Annotated in this window: 19 protein-coding genes; 7 read left to right on the top strand and 12 right to left on the bottom strand. The window is 63.6% G+C overall.

Going from position 1 to position 22,048, the window contains the following annotated elements:
• Positions 1–83: 83 nt before the first annotated feature.
• The 4 genes from dnaG to PQQ53_RS27790 all read right to left on the bottom strand — a co-directional run bounded on the left by dnaG (position 84) and on the right by PQQ53_RS27790 (position 4,200).
• On the bottom strand, positions 84–1,952 hold the full coding sequence (gene dnaG, locus PQQ53_RS27805) for a DNA primase (protein ID WP_408327617.1): 1,869 nt from the start codon (positions 1,950–1,952) through the stop codon (positions 84–86).
• Positions 1,953–2,030: 78 nt separating this feature from the next.
• On the bottom strand, positions 2,031–2,477 hold the full coding sequence (locus tag PQQ53_RS27800; protein WP_408146975.1) for a GatB/YqeY domain-containing protein: 447 nt from the start codon (positions 2,475–2,477) through the stop codon (positions 2,031–2,033).
• Positions 2,478–2,701: 224 nt separating this feature from the next.
• Positions 2,702–2,914 carry a 30S ribosomal protein S21 gene (gene rpsU / locus PQQ53_RS27795; RefSeq protein WP_028196180.1) on the bottom strand — a complete coding sequence of 71 codons (213 nt, stop codon included), beginning with the start codon at positions 2,912–2,914 and terminating at the stop codon, positions 2,702–2,704.
• A 68-nt stretch (positions 2,915–2,982) separates the two neighbouring features.
• Positions 2,983–4,200, bottom strand: a complete 1,218-nt coding sequence (locus tag PQQ53_RS27790) for a BaiN/RdsA family NAD(P)/FAD-dependent oxidoreductase (RefSeq protein ID WP_408327614.1) — start codon at positions 4,198–4,200, stop codon at positions 2,983–2,985.
• A 131-nt stretch (positions 4,201–4,331) separates the two neighbouring features.
• On the opposite strand from PQQ53_RS27790, the gene tsaD reads away from it, so the two are divergent.
• Positions 4,332–5,360, top strand: coding sequence for a tRNA (adenosine(37)-N6)-threonylcarbamoyltransferase complex transferase subunit TsaD (tsaD, locus tag PQQ53_RS27785; RefSeq protein WP_408327666.1), 1,029 nt, complete (start codon positions 4,332–4,334; stop codon positions 5,358–5,360).
• Between the two features lie 91 nt (positions 5,361–5,451).
• Here tsaD and folE2 read toward each other — a convergent pair whose 3' ends face one another.
• The 4 genes from folE2 to PQQ53_RS27765 form a co-directional block, all read right to left on the bottom strand.
• On the bottom strand, positions 5,452–6,258 hold the full coding sequence (folE2, locus tag PQQ53_RS27780) for a GTP cyclohydrolase FolE2 (RefSeq protein ID WP_408327613.1): 807 nt from the start codon (positions 6,256–6,258) through the stop codon (positions 5,452–5,454).
• Between the two features lie 300 nt (positions 6,259–6,558).
• A complete protein-coding gene (gene dxs / locus PQQ53_RS27775) occupies positions 6,559–8,466 on the bottom strand; it encodes a 1-deoxy-D-xylulose-5-phosphate synthase (protein WP_408327610.1) in 1,908 nt (635 codons plus the stop codon).
• Positions 8,467–8,553: 87 nt separating this feature from the next.
• Entirely contained in the window at positions 8,554–9,435 is an 882-nt protein-coding gene (locus tag PQQ53_RS27770) for a polyprenyl synthetase family protein (RefSeq protein ID WP_408146885.1), read from the bottom strand.
• Positions 9,432–9,740, bottom strand: a complete 309-nt coding sequence (locus tag PQQ53_RS27765; protein ID WP_121320277.1) for an exodeoxyribonuclease VII small subunit — start codon at positions 9,738–9,740, stop codon at positions 9,432–9,434. The genes PQQ53_RS27770 and PQQ53_RS27765 overlap by 4 nt, the downstream gene beginning before the upstream one ends.
• Positions 9,741–10,027: 287 nt before the next feature.
• Here PQQ53_RS27765 and PQQ53_RS27760 point away from each other — a divergent pair, with 287 nt between their 5' ends.
• Complete coding sequence (locus PQQ53_RS27760) at positions 10,028–11,134, top strand: aromatic ring-hydroxylating oxygenase subunit alpha (RefSeq protein WP_408155687.1); 1,107 nt, start codon at positions 10,028–10,030, stop codon at positions 11,132–11,134.
• 179 nt (positions 11,135–11,313) lie between these two features.
• Positions 11,314–12,183 carry a sulfurtransferase gene (locus tag PQQ53_RS27755; RefSeq protein ID WP_408146881.1) on the top strand — a complete coding sequence of 290 codons (870 nt, stop codon included), beginning with the start codon at positions 11,314–11,316 and terminating at the stop codon, positions 12,181–12,183.
• Between the two features lie 102 nt (positions 12,184–12,285).
• Here the strand turns inward: PQQ53_RS27755 and PQQ53_RS27750 are convergent, their stop codons facing one another.
• The 3 genes from PQQ53_RS27750 to polA form a co-directional block, all read right to left on the bottom strand.
• Positions 12,286–13,158 (bottom strand): dienelactone hydrolase family protein, encoded by an 873-nt coding sequence (locus PQQ53_RS27750; protein ID WP_408146879.1) that lies wholly within the window; start codon positions 13,156–13,158, stop codon positions 12,286–12,288.
• An 82-nt stretch (positions 13,159–13,240) separates the two neighbouring features.
• Entirely contained in the window at positions 13,241–14,596 is a 1,356-nt protein-coding gene (locus tag PQQ53_RS27745; RefSeq protein ID WP_408146877.1) for an NAD(P)/FAD-dependent oxidoreductase, read from the bottom strand.
• A gap of 155 nt (positions 14,597–14,751) precedes the next feature.
• Entirely contained in the window at positions 14,752–17,493 is a 2,742-nt protein-coding gene (gene polA, locus PQQ53_RS27740) for a DNA polymerase I (RefSeq protein WP_408327607.1), read from the bottom strand.
• A gap of 1 nt (position 17,494) precedes the next feature.
• Here polA and PQQ53_RS27735 point away from each other — a divergent pair, with 1 nt between their 5' ends.
• The 3 genes from PQQ53_RS27735 (at position 17,495) to PQQ53_RS27725 (ending at position 19,619) form a co-directional block, all read left to right on the top strand.
• Positions 17,495–18,238, top strand: a complete 744-nt coding sequence (locus PQQ53_RS27735; RefSeq protein WP_408146873.1) for an LOG family protein — start codon at positions 17,495–17,497, stop codon at positions 18,236–18,238.
• 272 nt (positions 18,239–18,510) lie between these two features.
• Positions 18,511–19,092: a chromate transporter gene (locus PQQ53_RS27730; RefSeq protein ID WP_408146871.1), complete on the top strand. Its 582-nt coding sequence runs from the start codon at positions 18,511–18,513 to the stop codon at positions 19,090–19,092.
• Entirely contained in the window at positions 19,089–19,619 is a 531-nt protein-coding gene (locus PQQ53_RS27725; protein ID WP_408146870.1) for a chromate transporter, read from the top strand. The genes PQQ53_RS27730 and PQQ53_RS27725 overlap by 4 nt, the downstream gene beginning before the upstream one ends.
• A 147-nt stretch (positions 19,620–19,766) precedes the next feature.
• Here PQQ53_RS27725 and PQQ53_RS27720 read toward each other — a convergent pair whose 3' ends face one another.
• Positions 19,767–21,293: an AMP nucleosidase gene (locus PQQ53_RS27720; RefSeq protein WP_408146868.1), complete on the bottom strand. Its 1,527-nt coding sequence runs from the start codon at positions 21,291–21,293 to the stop codon at positions 19,767–19,769.
• A 200-nt stretch (positions 21,294–21,493) separates the two neighbouring features.
• On the opposite strand from PQQ53_RS27720, the gene PQQ53_RS27715 reads away from it, so the two are divergent.
• On the top strand, positions 21,494–21,889 hold the full coding sequence (locus PQQ53_RS27715) for a hypothetical protein (protein WP_175165477.1): 396 nt from the start codon (positions 21,494–21,496) through the stop codon (positions 21,887–21,889).
• Positions 21,890–22,048 lie beyond the last annotated feature (159 nt).

Genomic DNA, 22,048 nt, shown 5'->3' with positions numbered 1-22,048 from the left:
TTTTCGCCTTTGCTAGGAAAACCCTTGAAAAACAAACCGCTAGAAACCTTTGATTATACCACCCAAGGTTTCCGCTCTCTCCCTCACAGACCTAGCTGACGCTTCATGTCGGCCCGTTTCCGATTCAATTCCGAAAGCTCCGCAAACTCCTCCGGCGTATGCCGGGATTGCCGCGAAAGCTGCTCGAGACGGTCGCAATACGCGTCGTACCGCATCTTCAGGATCGCCGCTTTCAGTTCCTCGCCCACGATCCGTTCCTGCTCGCGCCGCTCCTCGACGACGGTCGCGTCCTGAGGGTCTTTCAGCAGCAAATCCCGGACATTTTCATCATAGTCTAGAATTTTGCGAAAGATTTCCTCGAAAGTTGGGGCGTTTGCGCCGTTTCGCAATAGGTCGGACAACAACTGAAACTCCGCCGAATCGCCCAGCGCACGTGCGTGCGTCGTCACTTCCTCGAACAGTTCGCCGTGCCGGGTCACGCTCAGCAGCGCCTGCTCGGCGTCCTCGTCGAGCACCGCCACCGTGCGTGGATACATCACGAGATTGCGCAGCGTCTTTTCTTCGATCCCGGTCACGCTGCGCCGGTCCTTACGGGCCGGCGCGAGGCGTGCCGCAGCCGCGATCCGGGAGTCGACCTCGCAGAGGGCCGCCACCTCGTCGAACGGCACGTCGAGCCGGTCGGCGAACATATGCATGATCTGCGCGCGCAACGCGTTGGCCGGCAGGGCCTGCAGCAACGGTTTGGCGTCGAACAGCGCACGCGCCCGGCCTTCCGGCTGATCCAGCTCCTTGCCCGTCAGCACTTCGTTGAGCAGGAACTGCGAGAGCGGCATCGCGCGCTCGACCTGTTCGGCGAACGCCTCGGTGCCGAATTCGCGCACATAGCTATCCGGATCATGCTCGGACGGCAGAAACAGGAAGCGGATCGTCCGGTTGTCCGCCGCATGCGGGAGGCAGGCGTCCAGCGCCCGGCGAGCGGCGCGCCGCCCTGCCGAATCGCCGTCGAAACTGAAGATAACCGTATCCGTCTGGCGCATCAGCTTCTGCACATGAACCGGCGTGCAAGCCGTGCCGAGCGTGGCGACCGCGTTCTGAAACCCCAATTGGGCCAGCGCGACCACGTCCATATAGCCTTCCACCACCAGCACGTAGTGCTGTTCGCGAATCGCCAGACGCGCTTCGAACAGCCCATACAGCTCGCTGCCCTTGTTAAATAGAGGCGTTTCGGGCGAATTCAAATATTTCGGTTCGCCGCCGTCCAGAACACGGCCGCCGAAGCCGATCACCTGCCCCTTCACGTTGCGTATCGGGAACATGATCCGCTCGCGAAAGCGGTCGTAGCGACGGTTCTGCCCCTGTGCGTCGGATTTTTCGCTAACGATCACAAGGCCCGATTCCACCAGCGCGTCGTCGCGATAATTGGGGAAGGCCGCTTCGAGATTCTGCCAGCCGTCCGGCGCATAGCCCAAACCGAAGCGTGCGGCGATCTCGCCGGTCAAGCCGCGTTTTTTCAGGTACTGGATCGCGCCCGGCGCGCCGCGCAACTGCTTGCGGTAGAAGTCGCAAGCGGTCTGCATGACATCGGAAAGCGCCGTGGTGACGGCTTTGGACGCCGCCGGCGCATAGCCGCCGGAGCCGCCTGCGCCATATCCCGGCGACGGCTCGTTCGGCACCGTCAAGCCCACCGATTGCGCGAGGTCGTTGACCGCCTCCGGGAACGAGGAGCCCACGTGCTCCATCAGGAAGCCGATGGCCGTCCCATGCGCGCCGCAGCCGAAGCAGTGATAGAACTGTTTAGTCGGACTAACCGTAAACGAAGGGCTTTTCTCGTTGTGAAACGGGCACAACCCCATGAAGTTCGCGCCGCCCTTTTTCAGCTGCACATACCGGCCGACCACGTCGACGATATCGACGCGGTTGAGCAGGTCCTGCAGGAATGACGGTGGAATCACAGTAAATGACGCTGCCTAAAAAGCTCAACGCTGCGCGCGGCGTCGGACGACGGTGCGCGCAGGCCGGACAAACTCAAATTACTTCGCGAGCGCGGCTTTGACTTGCGCCGACACCGCGGTCATGTCGGCGCGGCCGGCCAGCTTCGGCTTGAGCACGCCCATCACCTTGCCCATGTCCTGCGGGCCGGCCGCACCGGTTTGCGCGACCGCGGCCTGGACTTCGGCAACGATTTCCGCTTCGGACATCTGCTCCGGCATGTAGGCGGACAGAATTGCCAGCTCGGCCTTTTCCTTGTCGGCCAGATCCGTGCGGCCGGCGGCCTCGAACTGGCTGATCGAATCCTTGCGCTGCTTGATCATCTTGTCGACGACCGTGGTAATCGCGGCATCGTCGAGCGTGACGCGCTCGTCGACTTCGCGCTGCTTGATGGCGGCGAGCAGCAGGCGGATCGTGCCGAGACGCTCGGTCTCGCGCGCCCGCATGGCTGCTTTCATATCGTCGTTGATCCGGTCCTTGAGACTCATCATTCACCTGAATGCGTTGAAAGTTGAAAAAGCGGCCGGGTCAACTGCATCAACACGAATACCCGCTTGGGGACTGCTTCCTCAAGCGGGTTGGCGCAATGTGCGTGGTGGATGCGACCCTGCCGGCTGGCCCGATGGACCGTGTTTTCCGTGATGGCACCTCGCGTGCCCTCACCGGGTGGATGTCGCCGCTCCGTTTGACCGGAACCGCGGCAACGCCAGAATCAGTAGAACTTCTTTGGCAGCATCTGGCCACGCAGACGCTTGAAATGACGCTTCACCGCGGCGGCCTTCTTGCGCTTGCGTTCAGCCGTAGGCTTTTCGTAAAACTCGCGAGCGCGAAGTTCCGTCAGCAAGCCGTTCTTCTCCATGGTGCGTTTGAAACGGCGCATGGCGACTTCAAACGGCTCGTTGTCTTTTACGCGGATGGTCGTCATTTTTCAATAACGGAACTTTGTAAAGGTTCAGGAGTATAGCAGAGCTTTCTCACAAAGCTAATGCGCCGTCAAGCCCCCTGGACGTACTCCGCGGCCGCCTGGCCGGCCGCCACGCCCGAGGCCCACGCCCACTGGAAGTTGTAGCCACCGAGCCAGCCGGTCACGTCGACCGCCTCGCCGATGAAGTACAGCCCCGGCGCCTTCGCACTCATCATCGTCGTTGACGACAGGTCTCGCGTGTCGACGCCGCCGCGCGTCACCTCGGCCTTGCGATAGCCTTCGGTGCCGTTCGGGGTGAGCGTCCAGCGCGACAAAGCCTCACCGATGCGCCGCAAGATCTTGTCCGGCAGATCGGCCACGCGGGCTTCGGCAGGAATCTGGTGGGTTTCCAGCCAGACGTGGGCGAGCCTCTGGGGCACCCATTCGGATAGCAGATTGGCGATCTGGCGCTTCGTACCGGTTTTCGCTTCGAGCAGCGCGGTCGTCGCGTCGCGCTCCGCCAGCAGGTTGATGTGAATCGGCTCGCCGGGTTGCCAGTAGCTGGAGATTTGCAGCACGCCCGGACCCGACAGGCCACGGTGCGTGAGCAGCAGATCCTCGGTAAATTCGGCGCCGGTCTTCCTGTTACCAGTCGCCAGTTGCACTTCGAGCGACACGCCGGAGAGCGCCGAGAACGGCTCCCAGTCGGCGGCGGCGAAGGTCAGCGGAACGAGCGCGGGACGCGTGTCGATCAATTTGTGACCGAACTGTTTGGCAAGCCGATAGGCGAAATCGGTGGCGCCAATCTTTGGGATCGACAGCCCGCCGGTCGCGATCACGAGCGCGCGCGTGGTGATCGGGCCCGACAGCGTATCCAGCGTGTACCGGCCCTGTGCGTCCTGCCGCACGCCTTCCACCGACAACGGCGCGCGCCATGCGACGCGCCCCGCGTCGCACTCGCTCTTCAACACGTCGATGACCGCGTCGCTCGACTGGTCGCAGAACAGTTGCCCCTTGTGCTTCTCGTGCCACGTCACGTGATGGCGCTTGAGCAACGCCATGAAATCGCGCGGCGTGTAGCGCGCGAGCGCGGAGCGGCAAAAATGCGGATTGGCCGACAGGTAATTGGCCGGCCCGGCGTACAGGTTCGTGAAGTTGCAGCGGCCGCCACCCGAGATGCGGATTTTTTCCGCGAGACGTTGCGAGTGGTCGATCAGCACCACGCGCCGGCCGAGTTGCCCGGCCACGGCCGCGCACATCATGCCGGCCGCGCCTGCGCCGATTACCGCGATATCGAAGGATTCCATGGGGCCGCATTGTACCTGCGCGTCCACCGCCGTCTGCGGCCTGGTGCCCGCACTGCTATACTTTCAGGCTGGCCTTTTTATTTCTGGACGCAGGAGTGTCGTCACTCGCGCGTCCGCTCAAACCCACCATCATGCTCGTTCTCGGCATCGAAAGCTCCTGCGACGAAACCGGTCTCGCGCTCTACGACACTGAGCGCGGCCTGCTCGCGCACGCGCTGCATTCGCAGATTGCGATGCATCGGGAATACGGCGGCGTCGTGCCCGAGTTGGCGTCGCGCGACCACATCCGGCGCGCGCTGCCGCTGCTCGAAGAGGTGATGGAGCGTGCCGGCGCAGCGCGTAGCGACATCGATGCGATCGCCTACACGCAAGGGCCGGGGCTCGCGGGCGCGTTGCTGGTCGGCGCGAGCGTCGCCAATGCGCTGGCAATGGCGTGGGACAAGCCGACTATCGGCATCCACCACCTCGAAGGGCACCTGTTGTCGCCACTGCTGGTGGACGAGCCGCCGCCGTTCCCGTTCGTCGCGCTGCTGGTGTCGGGCGGACATACGCAACTGATGCGCGTGACGGACGTGGGCGTCTACGAGACGCTCGGCGAAACGCTGGACGACGCCGCCGGCGAAGCGTTCGACAAAACCGCCAAGCTGCTCGGCCTCGGTTATCCGGGCGGCCCGGAAGTGTCGCGGATGGCGGAATTCGGCATGCCCGGCGCGGTGGTCCTGCCCCGCCCGATGCTGCATTCCGGCGACCTCGATTTCAGCTTCAGCGGCCTGAAGACCGCCGTCCTCACGCACGCGAAGAAGCTCGGCGGCGCGAATATCTGCGAACAGGCGAAGGCCGATCTGGCGCGCGGCTTCGTCGACGCCGCGGTGGAAGTGCTGGCCGCGAAGTCGCTGGCGGCGCTGAAAAAGACCAGGCTCAACCGGCTGGTCGTCGCAGGGGGCGTGGGTGCCAACCGGCAACTGCGCGAAGCGCTGTCCGCCGCCGCGAAAAAGCGCAACTTCTTCGTGCACTACCCCGACTTGTCGCTGTGCACGGACAACGGCGCGATGATCGCGCTGGCCGGTGCGTTGCGATTGCAGCGCTGGCCCGATCAATCGGCTAAAGACTACGCGTTCACGGTCAAGCCGCGCTGGGATCTGACTTCCCTTGCACGCTGAACCGAAGATCGTCGCACCATAAGAAAAGCCGCTTCAAAAAGCGGCTTTTTCAATGCGGTCAAACCAGAGCGAACACGCGCAGGGGCCTACCTCATCCCACCCGCTTGTCCCGCTCGATCACCGCATACGCGCTGTGATTGTGAATCGACTCGAAGTTCTCCGCTTCGAGCACATACGCGACGATCCGCTCGTCCGCATTCAGACGTTGCGCGACGTCGCGCACGAGGTCTTCGACGAACTTCGGATTCTCATATGCGCGCTCGGTGACGAACTTCTCGTCGGGACGCTTGAGCAAGCCCCACAGTTCGCACGACGCTTCTTCCTCGGCAATGCGAACCAGTTCTTCCACCGCCACGTCGCCGGTCACTTCGGCATGGATCGTGACATGCGAGCGCTGGTTATGCGCGCCGTACTGCGAAATCTTCTTCGAGCACGGGCACAGGCTCGTGACTGGCACCAACACCTTCAGGAACAGGCGCGTCGTACCGTTACGGGTGTCGCCCGTCAGCGTGACTTCGTAGTCGAGCAGACTCTGCACGCCCGAAACCGGCGCGGTCTTGTTCACAAAGTACGGGAACGACACTTCGATGCGGCCCGCCTCGGCTTCGAGCTTCTCGAGCATCGCCGCGAGCATGGTGCGAAACGTGGCCGGTTCGAGCGGCGCCTTGTTCTCTTCGAGCAACGCGACGAAACGCGACATGTGCGTGCCCTTCTGCTCAGCCGGGAGATGCACGTCGAGAGTCCACGTGCCGACCGTCGGCTGCACTTCGCCGCTTTGCGTGCGCACCGTCAGCGGGTGACGCACGCCCTTGACGCCGACCCGCTGAATCGGGATCTGACGCGTGTCGGGCGTGCTTTGCACGTCGGGCATCACAAAGGCGGGATTCATCTGGTTCATTCTTTTGTCCTTTCAGGAAAGCGCCGGGCCGCCCCGAGTTTTCCGCTCCGCAGAAAGTCCCAACCCGAACGAAGTCCCCTTGGGGAATGGGAGGATTGGGCGATGGCCCAACGGGGGCTGCCGCGAACCGACAGATTCAGGGGCTCTCAGCGGCCGTGCGGATAGTGCGCGCAACGGCGAACGCCGGCCTTGGCCGGCGCTGGAAGATGGACCCGGAAGCCCATCGATTCAAGTTGGAGATGGCAAAAACGAGAGCGGCAGCCGCCATTGCATCGCGGCGGCATGCCGGCCGGCAACGCCTTACGCGACGCGCTTCACCGACGATTGAACGCCGAGCGCGCCGTTCGACAGAAACCGCTCGCGAATCGACTTGGCGATACCCACGGCGTCGAGACCGCATGCGGCGAGCAGCTTGGCCGGGTCGCCGTGATCGATGAAGCGGTCCGGCAGGCCCAATTGCAGCACCGGCCGCATCACGCCCGCTTCGAGCAGCGCTTCGACGCAAGCCGAGCCCGCGCCGCCCATCACGCAGCCTTCCTCGACGGTGACGATGGCGTCGTGCGTCTCGGCCAGTTGACGGACCAGCTCGGCATCGAGCGGCTTCACGAAGCGCATGTTCGCGACGGTGGCGTCCAGTTGCTCGGCCGCCGCCAGCGACGGCGCGACCATCGTGCCGAAGGCGAGAATCGCGATGCGCTTGCCCACCGGCTGCGAAGTCTCGCGCCGCACTTCACCCTTGCCGACCGGCAGCGCCGCCATCTGCTTGACGGTGGCGACACCCGTACCCGCGCCGCGCGGATAACGTACCGCCGTCGGGTTCGGCTGCTGCAGCGCGGTGTACAGCATCTGCCGGCATTCGTTTTCGTCCGACGGCGCCATCACGGTCATGTTCGGGATGCAGCGCATGAACGCGAGGTCGTAAGCGCCCGCGTGCGTTGCGCCGTCCGCGCCGACCAGACCCGCGCGGTCGATGGCGAACACCACCGGCAAGTTTTGCAGCGCGACGTCGTGAATCAGCTGGTCGTAAGCACGTTGCAGGAAGGTCGAGTAGATCGCGACCACCGGCCTCATGCCGTCCGCGGCGAGACCGCCGGCAAACGTCACCGCGTGCTGCTCGGCGATGCCGACATCGAAGTAACGATCCGGGAAGCGCTTTTCGAACTCGACCATGCCCGAGCCCTCGCGCATGGCCGGCGTGATGCCGACCACGCGCGAATCCAGCTCGGCGGCGTCGCACAGCCATTCGCCGAACACCTGCGTGTAGGTCTTCTTCGACGGCGTGGTGGCCGGCTTGATGCCTTCGGCCGGATTGAACTTGCCCGGGCCGTGGTACAGCACCGGATCGGCCTCGGCCAGCTTGTAGCCCTGGCCTTTCTTCGTCACGACGTGCAGGAATTGCGGGCCGCGCAGTTCCTTGATGTTCTGCAGCGTCGGGATCAGCGAATCGAGGTCGTGACCGTCGATCGGACCGATGTAGTTGAAACCGAATTCTTCGAACAGCGTGGCCGGCACGATCATGCCCTTCGCGTGCTCTTCGAGCTTGCGGGCGAGGTCGAGCATCGGCGGCGCGACGCGCAGCACGCGTTCGACGCCCGCGCGAGCGGCGGCGTAGAAGCGGCCCGACATCAGGCGCGCCAGATGGCGATTGAGCGCGCCGACCGGCGGCGAGATCGACATGTCGTTGTCGTTCAGGATCACCAGCAGCGGCACGTCGTCTTCGACGCCGGCGTTGTTCATGGCCTCGAAGGCCATGCCGGCCGTCATCGCGCCGTCGCCGATCACCGCGATGCCCATGCGGTTGTCGCCCTGCAGCTTGCTCGCGACCGCCATGCCGAGCGCGGCGGAGATCGACGTGCTGGAGTGCGCGGTGCCGAAGGTGTCGTATTCCGACTCGTCACGTTTCGGAAAGCCCGAGATGCCGCCGAGCTGACGCAGCGTGTGCATCTGGTCGCGGCGGCCCGTCAGGATCTTGTGCGGATAGGTTTGATGGCCCACGTCCCAGACGATCCGGTCGTGCGGCGTGTCGAACACATAGTGCAGAGCAATGGTCAACTCGACCGTGCCGAGGTTGGACGAAAGATGGCCGCCCGTCTGCGATACGCTGTCGAGCACGAAGGCACGCAACTCGTCGGCAAGCGGTTGCAATTGGCGGCGATCGAGGCGGCGCAAGGCTGCCGGGTCGTCGATGGTTTTCAGCAAGTCGTACATCGTCGTTCCATTGTAGGAAAACTTACGCGCCCGCACTTCATACATGCACCCCGAGGATAAAAGGTGCGCGGCGGCGGGCTTTCGCGTTCAGCTAACCCGGTTCACCACCAGGTCGGCCAATTCGGCAAGACGCTGCGCGCGTGCGCCGAACGGCGCCAGCGCGGCGTGCGCGTCGCTGCGCAGCTGCGCAGCGAGCGAGCGCGACGCGTCGAGCCCGATAATCGACACGTAGGTCGGCTTGCCGTCCTTCGCGTCTTTGCCGGCGGTCTTGCCGAGCGTCGCGGAATCGGTCGTGACGTCGAGAATGTCGTCGACGACCTGAAACGCGAGACCGACGGCGGCCGCATAAGCGTCGAGCGAACGCATCGCGTCCGCATCCAGCGCTTCGCCCGCCAGTGCGCCCATGCGTACCGCGGCGCGCAGCAACGCGCCGGTTTTCATCCGGTGCATGGTTTCGAGCTGCGTGCGCGTCAGCGTGTGGCCGACGCTCGCCAGATCGATGGCCTGCCCGCCGCACATGCCGAGCGAGCCGCTCGCGAGCGCCAGTTCACGCACGAGCGAAGCCTGCTGCGGCGCGGCCAGCACGTCCGAGGTCAGCGCGACGAAAGCCTGCGATTGCAGCGCGTCCCCGACCAGCAGCGCCGTGGCTTCGTCATATTGGACGTGTACCGTGGGCTTGCCGCGACGCAGCGCGTCGTCGTCCATGCAGGGCATGTCGTCGTGCACAAGCGAATACACGTGGATCATTTCGAGCGCCACCGCCGCCGCATCGAGGCATTCGGCGCGCGCGCCGGTCAGCTCGCCCGCCGCATGGCACAGCAGCGGACGCACCCGCTTGCCGCCGCCCAGCACCGCGTAGCGCATCGCTTCATGCAGTTTGGCGGGCTCGGTAGCCTCGCCCGGCAGATAGTGTTCCAGTGCCGTTTCGACACGTTCGAGTACCGAGCGCGTCCATTGTTCGAATGTCATAGGTCGTCCCCGCTTTCAGTAGCGGCTGTGCCTGCGGTATTCATGGGCAGCGGCTTGAGCGTCTCGCCATCGAGCACGCGCACCTGCTGCTCGACCTTTTCGAGCTGCTGCTGGCAAAACGCCACGAGGGCCGCGCCGCGCCGGTATGCGCTCAACGACTCCTCGAGACTCAGGCTGCCGCCTTCCATGCGCGCCACCAGCGCTTCCAGCTCTGCCTGAGCGGCCTCATAGTTCTCGGGCAGCGGCGTGGTATCGACGCCTTCGGCTGGCGCAGCAGCAGTATCTTTCGACGCGGTCTTCGCCATGAATAGTCGCAAAATTAAAACAAGTCGGACATTCTACGGCAAAAGCGCCATTTCCGAGCCGCTCGCCGGCCTGAGTCGACCGTGCGCGTCCCGCGCCGCCCCTGAAGTCTCGCAGAAAAAAAACGATTGGTCTGCGGCGAAAATCCCGAACTTTCATGACATTTTTGACCCAAATCAGGGACTTAAGCGCCCCAAAGAAGGGGAAACGGGTATAATCGCGGGCTCCCTAAATCGAATCTATCGATGGTTGGGTTGTTCACTGCTTTCACGTCTTCACGGGAGTGGGAATGTCCAATCTGAGCAATGCATTGCAGTTGCGGTCTGTCCACAGCCAGCTGCCAGTCACGGCTTACTTTGACGAAGCGCTCCTTACGCGCGAAATCGAAACCCTTTTCAAGAAAGGTCCTCGTTACATCGGCCACGATCTCATGGTGCCCGAAGCGGGGAATTATTTTGCCTTGCCCAGCGAAAGCGAGGGGCGGGTGCTCGTCCGTAACCAGCAGTCGCAAGTCGAATTGCTGTCGAACGTGTGCCGCCACCGGCAAGCCATCATGCTCAACGGCCGCGGCCAGACGGAGAACATCGTCTGTCCGCTGCATCGCTGGACGTACGACCTGAAGGGCGAACTCCTCGGCGCGCCGCATTTCGCGGACAACCCCTGCCTGAATCTCGGCGCCACGCCGCTGCAGAACTGGCAAGGGCTGCTGTTCGAAACGCAGGGGCGCGACGTCGCACGCGATCTGGCACGCCTCGGCACCAAGGAACACTTCGACTTCTCGGGCTTCATGTTCGATCACGTCGAAGTGCACGAGTGCAACTACAACTGGAAGACCTTCATCGAGGTCTATCTGGAGGACTATCACGTCGCGCCGTTCCATCCGGGCCTCGGCAGCTTCGTCAATTGCGACGACCTGACCTGGGAGTTCGGCGAGTGGTACAGCGTCCAGACGGTGGGCGTGCACAAGGATCTGGAGCAGCCGGGCAGCCCGACCTACCGCAAGTGGCACGACGAAGTGCTGCGTTTTCGCGGCGGCAACCCGCCCGACTTCGGCGCGATCTGGATGGTGTATTACCCGGGCATCATGATCGAGTGGTATCCGCACGTGCTGGTCGTGTCGTGGCTGATTCCGCGCGGTCCGCAGAAAACCACCAACGTGGTGGAGTTCTATTACCCTGAGGAAATCGCGTTGTTCGAACGTGATTTCGTCGAAGCAGAGCGCGCCGCGTATATGGAAACGGCCCGCGAAGACGACGAGATCGCCGAACGCATGGACGCAGGCCGCCGCGCGCTGATGGAACGCGGCGAGTCGCAGGTCGGCCCGTATCAGAGCCCGATGGAAGACGGCATGCAGCACTTCCACGAGTTTTTGCGGCGCGAACTGGGCGCGATCTGAGCGCGCTCGCTCGGCGTTCGATCACGAATCCTCCGACTCTTGCGCAAGCCGCATCGACATCAGGAAAGACGGGCTCGGCCCGTCTTTTTTTTGTTTAGACTTACAAGATAGCCCGGCCATCCGTCCGTGGCGCCGAGACGCCCGGCCGCAACCGCCATCGCCCGTATCGAGGAGACATCATGCCCCACACTCACTACACCACCCTGATCTCCGCGACCAATCTTGCGGAACGGCTCGCCGCCGCGCCAGGCAGTGTGTTCGTCATCGATTGCCGCTTCGACCTGACCGACACGGAAGCGGGCGAGAAAGCGTATCTGGCCGGACATCTGCCGGGCGCGCATTACCTGCATCTCGATCGCGATCTGTCCGGGCCGAAGAATGGCACGAACGGGCGGCATCCGCTGCCCGATCGCGCGCGGCTGGTCGAGACGCTCGAATCGCGCGGTTTGAAGCAGGGCCAGCAAGTAGTCGCTTATGACGCGCAAGGCGGCATGTACGCCGCTCGCGTCTGGTGGCTGCTGCGCTGGCTCGGGCACGACGCGGTGGCGTTGCTCGACGGCGGCCTGCCGGCCTGGCAAGCCGCCGGTCAGCCGCTGACGCAGGACGTGCCGGCCCAGAACACCGGCGACTTCAACGCCGGCGCGCCGCTCGCCGTGACCGTCGATGCACAGACGGTCGAGCGCAATCTCGGTTCGAAGGAGCACGTGGTGGTCGACGCACGCGCGGCCGATCGCTATCGCGGCGAGAACGAAACGCTGGATCGCGTAGGCGGCCACATCCCCGGCGCGCTCAACCGCTTCTTCAAGGACAACCTCACCGCCGACGAGCGTTTCAAATCGGCTCATACGCTGCGCGAGGAATTCCACGCGCTGCTCGGCGACACGCCGCCCGAACACGTGGTGCTGCAATGCGGCTCGGGCGTGACCGCATGCGTGAACGCACTGGCCATGGAGATTGCCGGCCTGCATGGCGCGGCGTTGTATGCGGGTTCGTGGAGCGAATGGAGTTCCGATCCGAAGCGGCCGGTTGCGACCGGCGCGAAACCCTGAGTCCAGGACGCCCTGAGCGATAGGCACAAAAGCCGTTGCCGCGCATAGGCGGCAACGGCCTTTTTTTGATCGTACGAAGGACGCCACGATCCAGTTGAATCCTCAGGCCACCCCGTGCTGCTTGAACCACACCAGCGCACGGCGCCAGCCATCTTCGGCATCGGCCTTCTTGTAGCTCGGCCGATAATCCGCGAAAAACGCATGGCCTGCATCGTCATAGACGACGAACTGCGAGCCGCGTCCTGCCTGCGGGCCTTGCGCAATGGCCTGCTTCATCTGCTCGAGCGTGTCTTGCGGGATGCTCTGATCCTGCAACCCGTAGAGTCCCAATACCGGCGCGTGCAACTGCGCAACCTCATCGAGCGGATTGGCCGGCGTGTTCGCGGTTTTGGCGCCCGCCACGCGGCCATACCAGGCGACGCCGGCCTTGAGCCGCGGGTTGTGTTCGGCATACAGCCACGCAATCCGCCCGCCCCAGCAAAACCCGTTAACACCGAGCCGGTTCAGATCGCCGCCGTGCTCGCCAGCCCACGCGACGGTCGCGTCGAGATCGCCCATGACCTGCTCGTCCGGCACCTTGCTGACCAGTTGGTCGTTGAGCTGCTGCATGCTCGTGAAAACGGTCGCGTCGCCCTGCCGCTGATACAGATCCGGCGCGATTGCCAGATAACCCTGTTTGGCGAAGCGGCGGCACACGTCGGCGATGTGCTCGTGCACGCCAAAAATCTCATGAACGACGATGATCACCGGCAGATGCGTCTTGCCCTTGGGCTGCGCGCGATACGCCGGCACCAGCGTGCCGCCCGAACGCACAGCCACTTCGCCGGCTTCGAGGCCGTCGCTGTCGGTATGGATGGTTTGCGCCGAGACCGGCAGCACGGCCGCCGCAAAACCGGTGCCGAGCGCGGCCTTGATGAAGGTGCGTCGATTGAAGGGAACGTGGGGGACCAGGCTATCGATTTCGGGCTTCAGCATGCGCGCTCCTCGGTTGATTGTTAGAGGCAACAGGATACGCCTGACGCGCATCCCGTTGCAGTTTCAACCACGGCTTACGCCGTCAGTGCAGCTTCACGCGCGGCAAGGTGGAGCGGCGCAGCCAGTGCGCGAAGGTATCGAGCACCATCCGTGCGTAGCCGTGCAGCGCCGCGATATGCAGCCGGTACAGCGACATGTACATGAAGCGCGCGAACAGCCCTTCGATCAGCATGTTGCCGCCGATCACCCCGCCCATCAGATTGCCGACCGCGCTGAAGTGCCCGAGCGAGACCAGCGAGCCGAAGTCGCGATAGGTGAATTCCGGCAGCGGCTTGTTGTCGAGCCGCGCGGACAGCGCTTTCAGCAGGAAACTCGCTTGCTGATGCGCGGCTTGCGCGCGCGGCGGCACGTTGCGCTCGTTGCCCGGCCACGGACACGCGGCGCAATCGCCGAGCGCGAACACGTTGTCGTCGATTTCCGTTTGCAGCGTGCGGCGCACGTTGAGCTGGCCGAGCCGGTTGACGGTCAAGCCGTCGAGCTGGCTCAGGATGGGCGGCGCCTTGATGCCCGCCGCCCACACCGTCAGGTCGGCGCGCACGGTGTGCCCGCTCGCGGTACGGATGATGCCGGGCGCGACTTCAGCGACCGTCTCGCCGATCAGCAGCTTCACACCGAGCTTGGTGAGCAGTTCGGCGGTCGCCGTCGAGACGCGCTCCTGCAGAGCCGGCAAAATGCGCGGCCCCGCCTCGATCAACACGATGCCGACGTCATGCCGCGGATCGAGCTTATGCAGACCATACGCCGACAACACTTGCGCGGTGTTGCGCAATTCCGCCGACAGTTCGACCCCGGTCGCCCCGCCGCCGACGATGGCCACCTGAATGCGCGGCTCACTGGCAGACGATGTGCCCGGCCCCGGCCTCGATTCGACAGGCTCATGCACCTGATGCTCGGCGCGCATGCAGGCCGCGATCAGGCGTTTGCGGAAACGCTCGGCCTGGCTGACCGTGTCGAGTGCGAGCGAAAACTCGGCCGCGCCCTTCACGCCGAAGAACGCCGTGGTGCTGCCGATCGCGATGATCAGCGTGTCGTATTCGAGCTCGCGTTCGGGCAACAGTTCGGCGCCGTCGTCATCGATCACGGTGCCGAGCGTGAGACGTTTGTTGGCGCGGTCGAGCCCGATCAGCTCGCCCTGCTGAAACTCGAAGTCATGCCAGCGCGCTTGCGCCGCGTATTCGAGTTCCTGTGTGAACGGGTCCATGCTGCCCGCCGCCACTTCGTGCAACAGCGGCTTCCAGATATGCGTGGGGTAACGGTCGACGAGCGTGACTTGCGCACGCGCGCCGCCTTTGCGCTTCTGGGCGCCATAGCGGTCGCCCAGACGTGTCGCCAGTTCCAGCCCTCCCGCGCCCCCGCCAACGACGATAAATCGATGCATTGCACTCTCCGTGTTTGCCGATGAATTATGCGTCGCGGACGGCGCGTGGCCACGCGCCGTCTTTCAGCAATTGTCCGCGAGCAGCACGGGTTGTCACAAGCCATCAATTAGCATGTGTGACATGCGCACGACGGTATCGCGCCGTCACCCATGTATCAATGGGCCTCTTCCCAGTTCAGGCCGGCGCCCACCTCGGCGACCAGCGGCACTTTCAGCTCGGCGACACCACACATCAATTCGGGCAGGCGCTTGCGCACTTCGGACAATTCGGCGTCCGGCACTTCGAGGATCAGTTCGTCGTGTACCTGCATGATCATGCGCGTGCCGATTTTCGACTCTTCGATCCAGTTCTGCACCGCGATCATCGACAGCTTGATCAGATCCGCGGCCGTGCCTTGCATCGGCGCGTTGATCGCGGCACGCTCGGCGCCCTGGCGGCGCGGACCGTTGCCGCCGTTGATCTCCGGCAGCCACAGGCGGCGGCCGAACACCGTTTCGACGTAGCCCTTTGCCTTCGCACTCAGACGCGTTTCGTCCATGTACCTGGCGACGCCCGGATAACGCGCGAAGTAGCGGTCGATATACATCTTGGCCGCGTCGCGCGTAATGCCGAGATTCGACGCGAGGCCGAACGCGCTCATGCCGTAAATCAGGCCGAAGTTGATGACCTTGGCCACGCGCCGCTGATCGCTCGACACTTCGAGCGGCGTCACGCTGAAGATTTCCGCCGCGGTGGCGCGGTGAATGTCTTCACCTTGCGAGAACGCGCGCAGCAGCGATTCGTCGCCGGAAATATGCGCCATGATGCGCAACTCGATCTGCGAGTAATCCGCGGAGACCAGCTTGTGGCCTGGCGGCGCAATGAACGCCTCGCGGATACGACGGCCTTCGCCGGTACGCACCGGAATGTTCTGCAAGTTAGGATCGTTCGATGCGAGACGCCCCGTCACCGCGACCGCCTGCGCGTAGTTCGTATGCACGCGGCCTGTTTGCGCGTTGACCATGCGCGGCAGCTTGTCCGTGTAGGTCGACTTCAGCTTCGACAAACCACGGTGTTCGAGCAGGATCTTCGGCAGCGGATAGTCTTCGGCGAGTTTCTGCAGCACTTCTTCGTCGGTGGACGGCGCGCCGCTCGGGGTCTTCTTGACCACCGGCAGTTCCAGCTTCTCGAAGAAGATCTGACCGATCTGCTTGGGCGAGCCCAGATTGAATTCGCCGCCGGCGAGCGTGTACGCCTCGCTTTCCAACTGGATCAAACGCGTGGCGATTTCACTGCTTTGCTGACGCAGCTTTTCCGCATCGATCAGCACGCCGGTACGCTCCATCTTGCGCAACACGCGCGAGGTCGGCACTTCGATCGCCCGGTAAACGTGGTCGAGCGCCTTCTCGGCGGCCACCTGCGGATACAAGGCCTGATGCAAACGCAGCGTGATGTCGGCGTCTTCGGCCGCGTATTCGGCGGCCTGCTCCAGCGCGACTTCATCGAAGCCGATCTGCGATGCGCCCTTGCCAGCGACCTCTTCGTACTTGATCGTCTTGATGCCAAGATGGCGCAGCGCGAGGCTGTCCATGTCATGCGTGCGATGCGATTCGAGCACGTACGACTGCAGCAGCGTGTCGTGTTCGATACCGCGCATTTCGATGCCGTAGTTCGCGAGCACCTGTTCGTCGTACTTCAGATGCTGACCGACCTTCTTGTGCTCCGCGCTTTCAAGCCACGGCTTGAGCTTCGCGAGCACTTCGTCGCGCGGCAGTTGCACGGGCGCGTCCGGACCGCGATGCGCGAGCGGCACATAAGCGGCGCGGCCGGGTTCCACCGACAAAGACAAGCCCACGATCTGCGCCACCATCGGATCGAGCGCGGTGGTTTCGGTATCGATGGAAGTCAGTTCGGCCGCGTTGATTTTTGCGAGCCACGCGTCGAACTGCTCCCACGTCTGCACGGTGTCGTAGTGCCGCTCGTGATCGACCGACAGCGCCGGCGGCACGTCGGTTTCCGGGCCTTCCACCGCGTCCGCGATTTCCACCTCGCGCAGCCAGGTCTTGAAGCCGTGGCGCGTGAACACGTCGCGCAGTTCCTCGCGCGATTCGGGCCGGCTTTGCAGGCTTTCCTCGATCGACACGATATGGTCGGTCAGATTGCAATTGCGCTCGACGGTGACGAGTTTTTTCGCCATCGGCAGAAAATCGAGCGCACGCCGCAGATTGTCTCCTACCGCACCTTTGATCTCGTCCGCATGTGCGACGATGCCATCCAGCGACTCGAATTGCGTGAGCCATTTGAGCGCGGTTTTCGGCCCGCATTTCTCGACGCCCGGCACGTTGTCGACGGTATCGCCGATCAGCGACAGGTAGTCGATGATGCGCTCCGGCGGCACGCCGAACTTGGCGATCACGCCGGCGCGGTCGAGCTTTTCGTTGGTCATCGTATTGATGAGGGTGACATGATCCGACACGAGCTGCGCCAGATCCTTGTCCCCAGTCGACACGATCACGTTCATGCCGCGCTCTTCCGCTGCGGTGCTGAGCGTGCCGATCACGTCATCGGCTTCGACGCCGTCGATCATCAGGAGCGGCCAGCCGAGCGCGCGCACGGCGACGTGAATCGGCTCGATCTGGCGCGACAGGTCATCCGGCATCGATGGGCGGTTCGCCTTATAGTCGGGATACCAGTCGTCGCGAAATGTTTTGCCCTTGGCGTCGAACACGCACGCGCTATACTCTGCTGTGACTTCCTTGCGCATGCGCCGCAGCATGTTGATCATCCCGTAGAGCGCACCCGTCGGACCACCCTCGGGCCCGCGCAGATCAGGCATCGCATGGTAGGCCCGGTACAGATAACTCGAACCGTCGACCAATAGCAGGGTCTTACCTTCAAGGCTTCGTTCTTCAGGCATTATGACTAAGAGAAAAGTGATTCCGAGTCTGCGATCACTCGCAGATCAAGAGCGCGCAACGGCCAAGAAGGCCCGCGCATCGTGGCAGATGTTCACGATTATGGCAGAGTTTATCGAGGCGACCGAGTACCTCTCGGAGATTCGCCCGGCTGTCAGCATCTATGGTTCGGCGCGCCTGAAGGCGAGTTCGCCGTACTACAAGCTCGCCACACAAATCGCCCGCAAGCTGTCGGACGCGGGCTTCGCGGTGATCTCCGGCGGCGGCCCCGGCATCATGGAAGCGGCCAACAAGGGCGCGCATGCGGGCAAGGCACCTTCCGTCGGCCTGAATATCGAACTGCCGCACGAGCAATCGGGCAACCAGTGGCAGGACATCTCGTTGCGCTTCCGCCATTTCTTCACGCGCAAGGTCACGTTCGTAAAGAATTCGGACGCGGTGATCGTCATGCCGGGCGGCTTCGGCACGCTGGATGAATTGGCCGAAGTGCTCACACTGATTCAAACCAAGAAGTCGCGCCACGTGCCGATCATCCTGGTGGGCGCTGAATTCTGGGAAGGCCTGCTTGCGTGGTTCAAGAGCTCGCTCATTCCGATGGGCCTCATCAATCCGAACGACATCGATCTGATGCAGGTGATCGACGATCCGGATCAGGTGCTCGAAGCGGTGCTGAAGTTCTATGAAGACCGCGAAGAAGCCGAGCCGCAGCCGACCAAATCGGATGAAGACCGGATGTTCTATCTGTGATGTGATGCTGCGTACCCGCTGCGCGCGTTCGCGCGGGCAAGTACGGCCCATGCAATGCACATGGCACGCGGGTTCTGGCGGGCAGCCTGTGGGCTGCCCGTTTTCGTTTCTTTCTTTCGCTTGACGACGGCTCGACACCAGGCTCGCGCCGCGCCCAGGCCGTCAGCCACGGCAACACCACCAAGCCCGTCACACGCCGCGCAAAAATGGTTTTGCTCGCCGCCGGGTTCGGCGCTAATCTCCCGAGCTTGAACTGCAAGCCGGTTAGCGACATGGACCACAATCTCTCCTCTTCCGAACTCCAACCCGAGTCCCCACTCGCCCCTACGCCCACGCTGCGCGAAATCTTCGGCGGCTTTCTGGGGCTTGGTCTGATCTCGTTCGGCGGCGCCTTGCCGCTCGCGCGCCGCGCGCTGGTCGAACAGCGCCGCTGGCTCAGCGCCGAAGAATTCACCGACCTGCTCGGCCTGTGCCAATTCCTGCCGGGCGGCAACGTGATCAATCTGTCGGTGGCAATGGGCATGCGTTTTCGCGGCGTGCCCGGCGCGCTCGCCGGCCTGCTCGGATTGATCGCGGGGCCGTCGCTGGTGGTGATCGGCCTTGGCGTGCTGTACGAACACACGCAAAACGATCCGCACGTGCGTCATCTGTTCGCCGGCCTCGCCGCTGCCGCGGCCGGCCTGTTGATCTCGATGGCCGTCAAGATCGTGCTGCCGTTACGCAGCAAGCCGCTCGCCGCGCTCATCGCCGCACTCGGCTTCGTCGCGATTGCGATTCTGCGGCTGCCACTGCTGCCGACCATGCTGGTGCTGACGCCGCTCAGCATCTACATCGCAGCGAGGAGCGCGCGATGAACGACACGCTCATTTCGCTTGCGGTCATTTTCAGTCAGCTTTCGCTGCTCGCGTTCGGCGGCGGCAATACGATTCTTCCGGAGATGCAGCGGCAGGTGGTGGAGGTCCATCACTGGATGCCGGCCAGCGAATTCAGCGCGCTGTTCGCGCTCGCACAGGCCGCGCCCGGGCCGAATCTGATGATCGTCACGCTGATCGGCTGGCACGTGGCCGGGTGGGCGGGCATGCTGGTGACGTCGGTGGCGAAGTTCGGGCCGTCGTCGCTCGTGACGATCCTCGCGCTGCATGCCTGGGACCGCTTCAAGGACCGTCCGTGGCGGCGCTACGCGCAGCTGGGGTTGATGCCGGTGACGGCGGGCATCGTCGCGGCGAGCGCGGCCTTGATCGCCAAAGCGTCGAATCCCACAGCGATTGCCTGGGCGATCACCGCATTGACCGCCGTGATGGCGTTGAAGACGCGGATTCATCCGTTGTGGCTGCTGGCTGCCGGCAGCTTGATCGGGTTGACGGGGTTCGGGCAGTTCTAGCGCAACACGGTTGAAGCATGCCGATTGAAGCACGGCGGCAAAAGCAAAAGCACAAGCAGGAGCAGAAGCAAGGCCTCATGCGAACGCATTGCGCCGGCATGGACGAGCCCCATCGAAGGCTGCCCACGCCGCCCGCCAACACCGCGCTTACTGAAACGCCACCTCGGCAAAGCTGCGCAGCTTCCGGCTATGCAAACGATGCAGCCCGTTCGTGCGCAATATCTCCATCGCTTTCACGCCGATCTGCAGATGCTGATCGACCTGCGCACGATAGAACTGATCCGCCATGCCCGGCAGCTTCAGTTCGCCATGCAATGGCTTGTCCGACACGCACAGCAAGGTGCCGTAAGGCACGCGGAAACGGAAACCGTTCGCGGCGATCGTCGCGCTTTCCATGTCGAGCGCGACCGCGCGGCTTTGCGACAGCCGTTGCACCGGCTCGCGATGATCTCGCAACTCCCAGTTGCGGTTGTCCACGCTCGCCACCGTGCCCGTGCGCATCACGCGCTTCAACTCGACGCCGTCCAGTTGCGTGACCTGCGCGACCGCGCGCTCCAGCGCGACCTGCACTTCGGCGAGCGCCGGAATCGGCACCCACAGCGGCAAATCGGCGTCGAGCACGTGGTCCTCGCGCACATAGCCGTGCGCGAGCACGTAGTCGCCGAGGCGCTGTGTATTGCGCAGACCCGCGCAGTGACCGAGCATGATCCACGCATGCGGACGCAGCACGGCGATGTGATCGGTGATCGTCTTCGCGTTCGACGGGCCGACGCCGATGTTGATCATCGTGATGCCGCTGCCGTCCGCGCGCTTCAGATGGTACGCGGGCATCTGCGGCAGACGCGGCGGCGCGGTGCCCTCCTGCGACTGCTCGCCGAGATTCTCGTTGTACGTGACCACGTCGCCGGGTTCGACGAACGACGTGTATTCGCTACGATAGGCACGCAGATCCTCGTCGTCGGTATGGGCCATCATCGTTCGGCCGAGCTTCACGAACTCGTCGATATAGAACTGGTAGTTCGTGTACAGCACGTAGTTCTGGCAATGCGTGGGCGACGTGGCCGTATAGTGCTTCAGCCGATGCAGCGAGAAATCGACCCGCGCCGCCGTGAACAGCGCGAGCGGATGCGGCTCGCCGGGCAACGGCTCATACGTGCCGTTGACGATGCGGTCATCGAGCAGCGCGAGGTCCGGCGTATCGAACACGTCGCGCATCAAAAACAGGCGCTCGCGATCCAGATCGCCTTCGAGGTGAATGCCCTCGGCGAACGCGAAATGAATCGGAATCGGCTGGTCCGACACGCCGACTTCGATCTGCACATGGTGGTTCTTCGCCAGCAGGCGCAACTGTTCGCGATAGTAGTCGCCGAACAGATCGGGCCGCGTCACGGTCGTTTCGAACACGCCCGGACCTGCGACGAAACCATAGGAGCGGCGCGAGTCGATATGCGTGTTGACTTCGGTGCATACGCGCACGAACGGATAGCAGGCGCGCACACGGCGCTCGAACTTTTCGTTGCGGCGATAGCGCGCGAACGCATCGCGCAGGAATGAGGTGTTCGCTTCGTAGATCGCCGAGAGACGGGTGACGGCTTCGGTCGCGTCGTCGAAGGATTCGGTTCGGAAGCTGCTGGCGGGAGTCTGCACCGCGCGTTGATTGGTATCGTTGATCATCTTCATTCGCCCCTATTGATGAGACGACATTACCACGGAACACTGGTTAGCCAAATCACCTGGCGTTACCTGCAACACATGCGCACGCACTGTCTGCAAGATTGCAGACGCCTCGCGCGAAAGCGGCGCAAAATAAGGCGATCGCGCCCGATCGCCAGGCTGGATTTGCTAGAATCGGGGCACCATATTGGAGAATCACCATGAAGCCGCTCCTTCCCGTCGCCGTTGCACTGGCCCTCGCCTTTGGCAACGCCGCGATGGCTGCCCAGCCTGTCGATGACACTCCGCCGCCCAACGCGCCCCAGTCCGCCAACGAACGGGCCGGGCTGCCTGACCTGGAGAAGATCAATCGCCCGGGCGCCGAGGTCAGCTCGAAGGTCGAAATCAACGTGCCGCGCACGCCGAGCTTCCACGAGCGCAGCGCCAACGGCACCGAAATCACCGAATACCGCGACAAGGGCAAACCGGTTGAAATCAACGTGAATTCGAACCTCGGCACGCGCTACCAGATGAGCGCGCCGCTCGATACCTCGCCCACCGTGCGCGACAACGGCCGCGCCAGCACGCGTTTGCCGTCGGTGAATCTGCGCTATTGATGGATGCCGGGCAGCGGCCCGGTGCGGACCTCCGCAGCGCTTGCCACGCACTTCGCAAGGCGGCGCCCGGGGTTGGGGCCTGGCCGCCGTGCTTTATCCTCGCAACATGGCGTTGCGATGCGGGGTTCGCCACGCGGCCCTGATCGCTCCCGCACAACA

Origin of the sequence: Paraburkholderia strydomiana (genome assembly GCF_046030495.1) — a bacterium.
GTDB lineage: Bacteria > Pseudomonadota > Gammaproteobacteria > Burkholderiales > Burkholderiaceae > Paraburkholderia > Paraburkholderia strydomiana_A.
The sequence above is the reverse complement of the archived record's forward strand: the minus strand, read 5'-3'. Positions and strand labels throughout refer to the sequence as shown.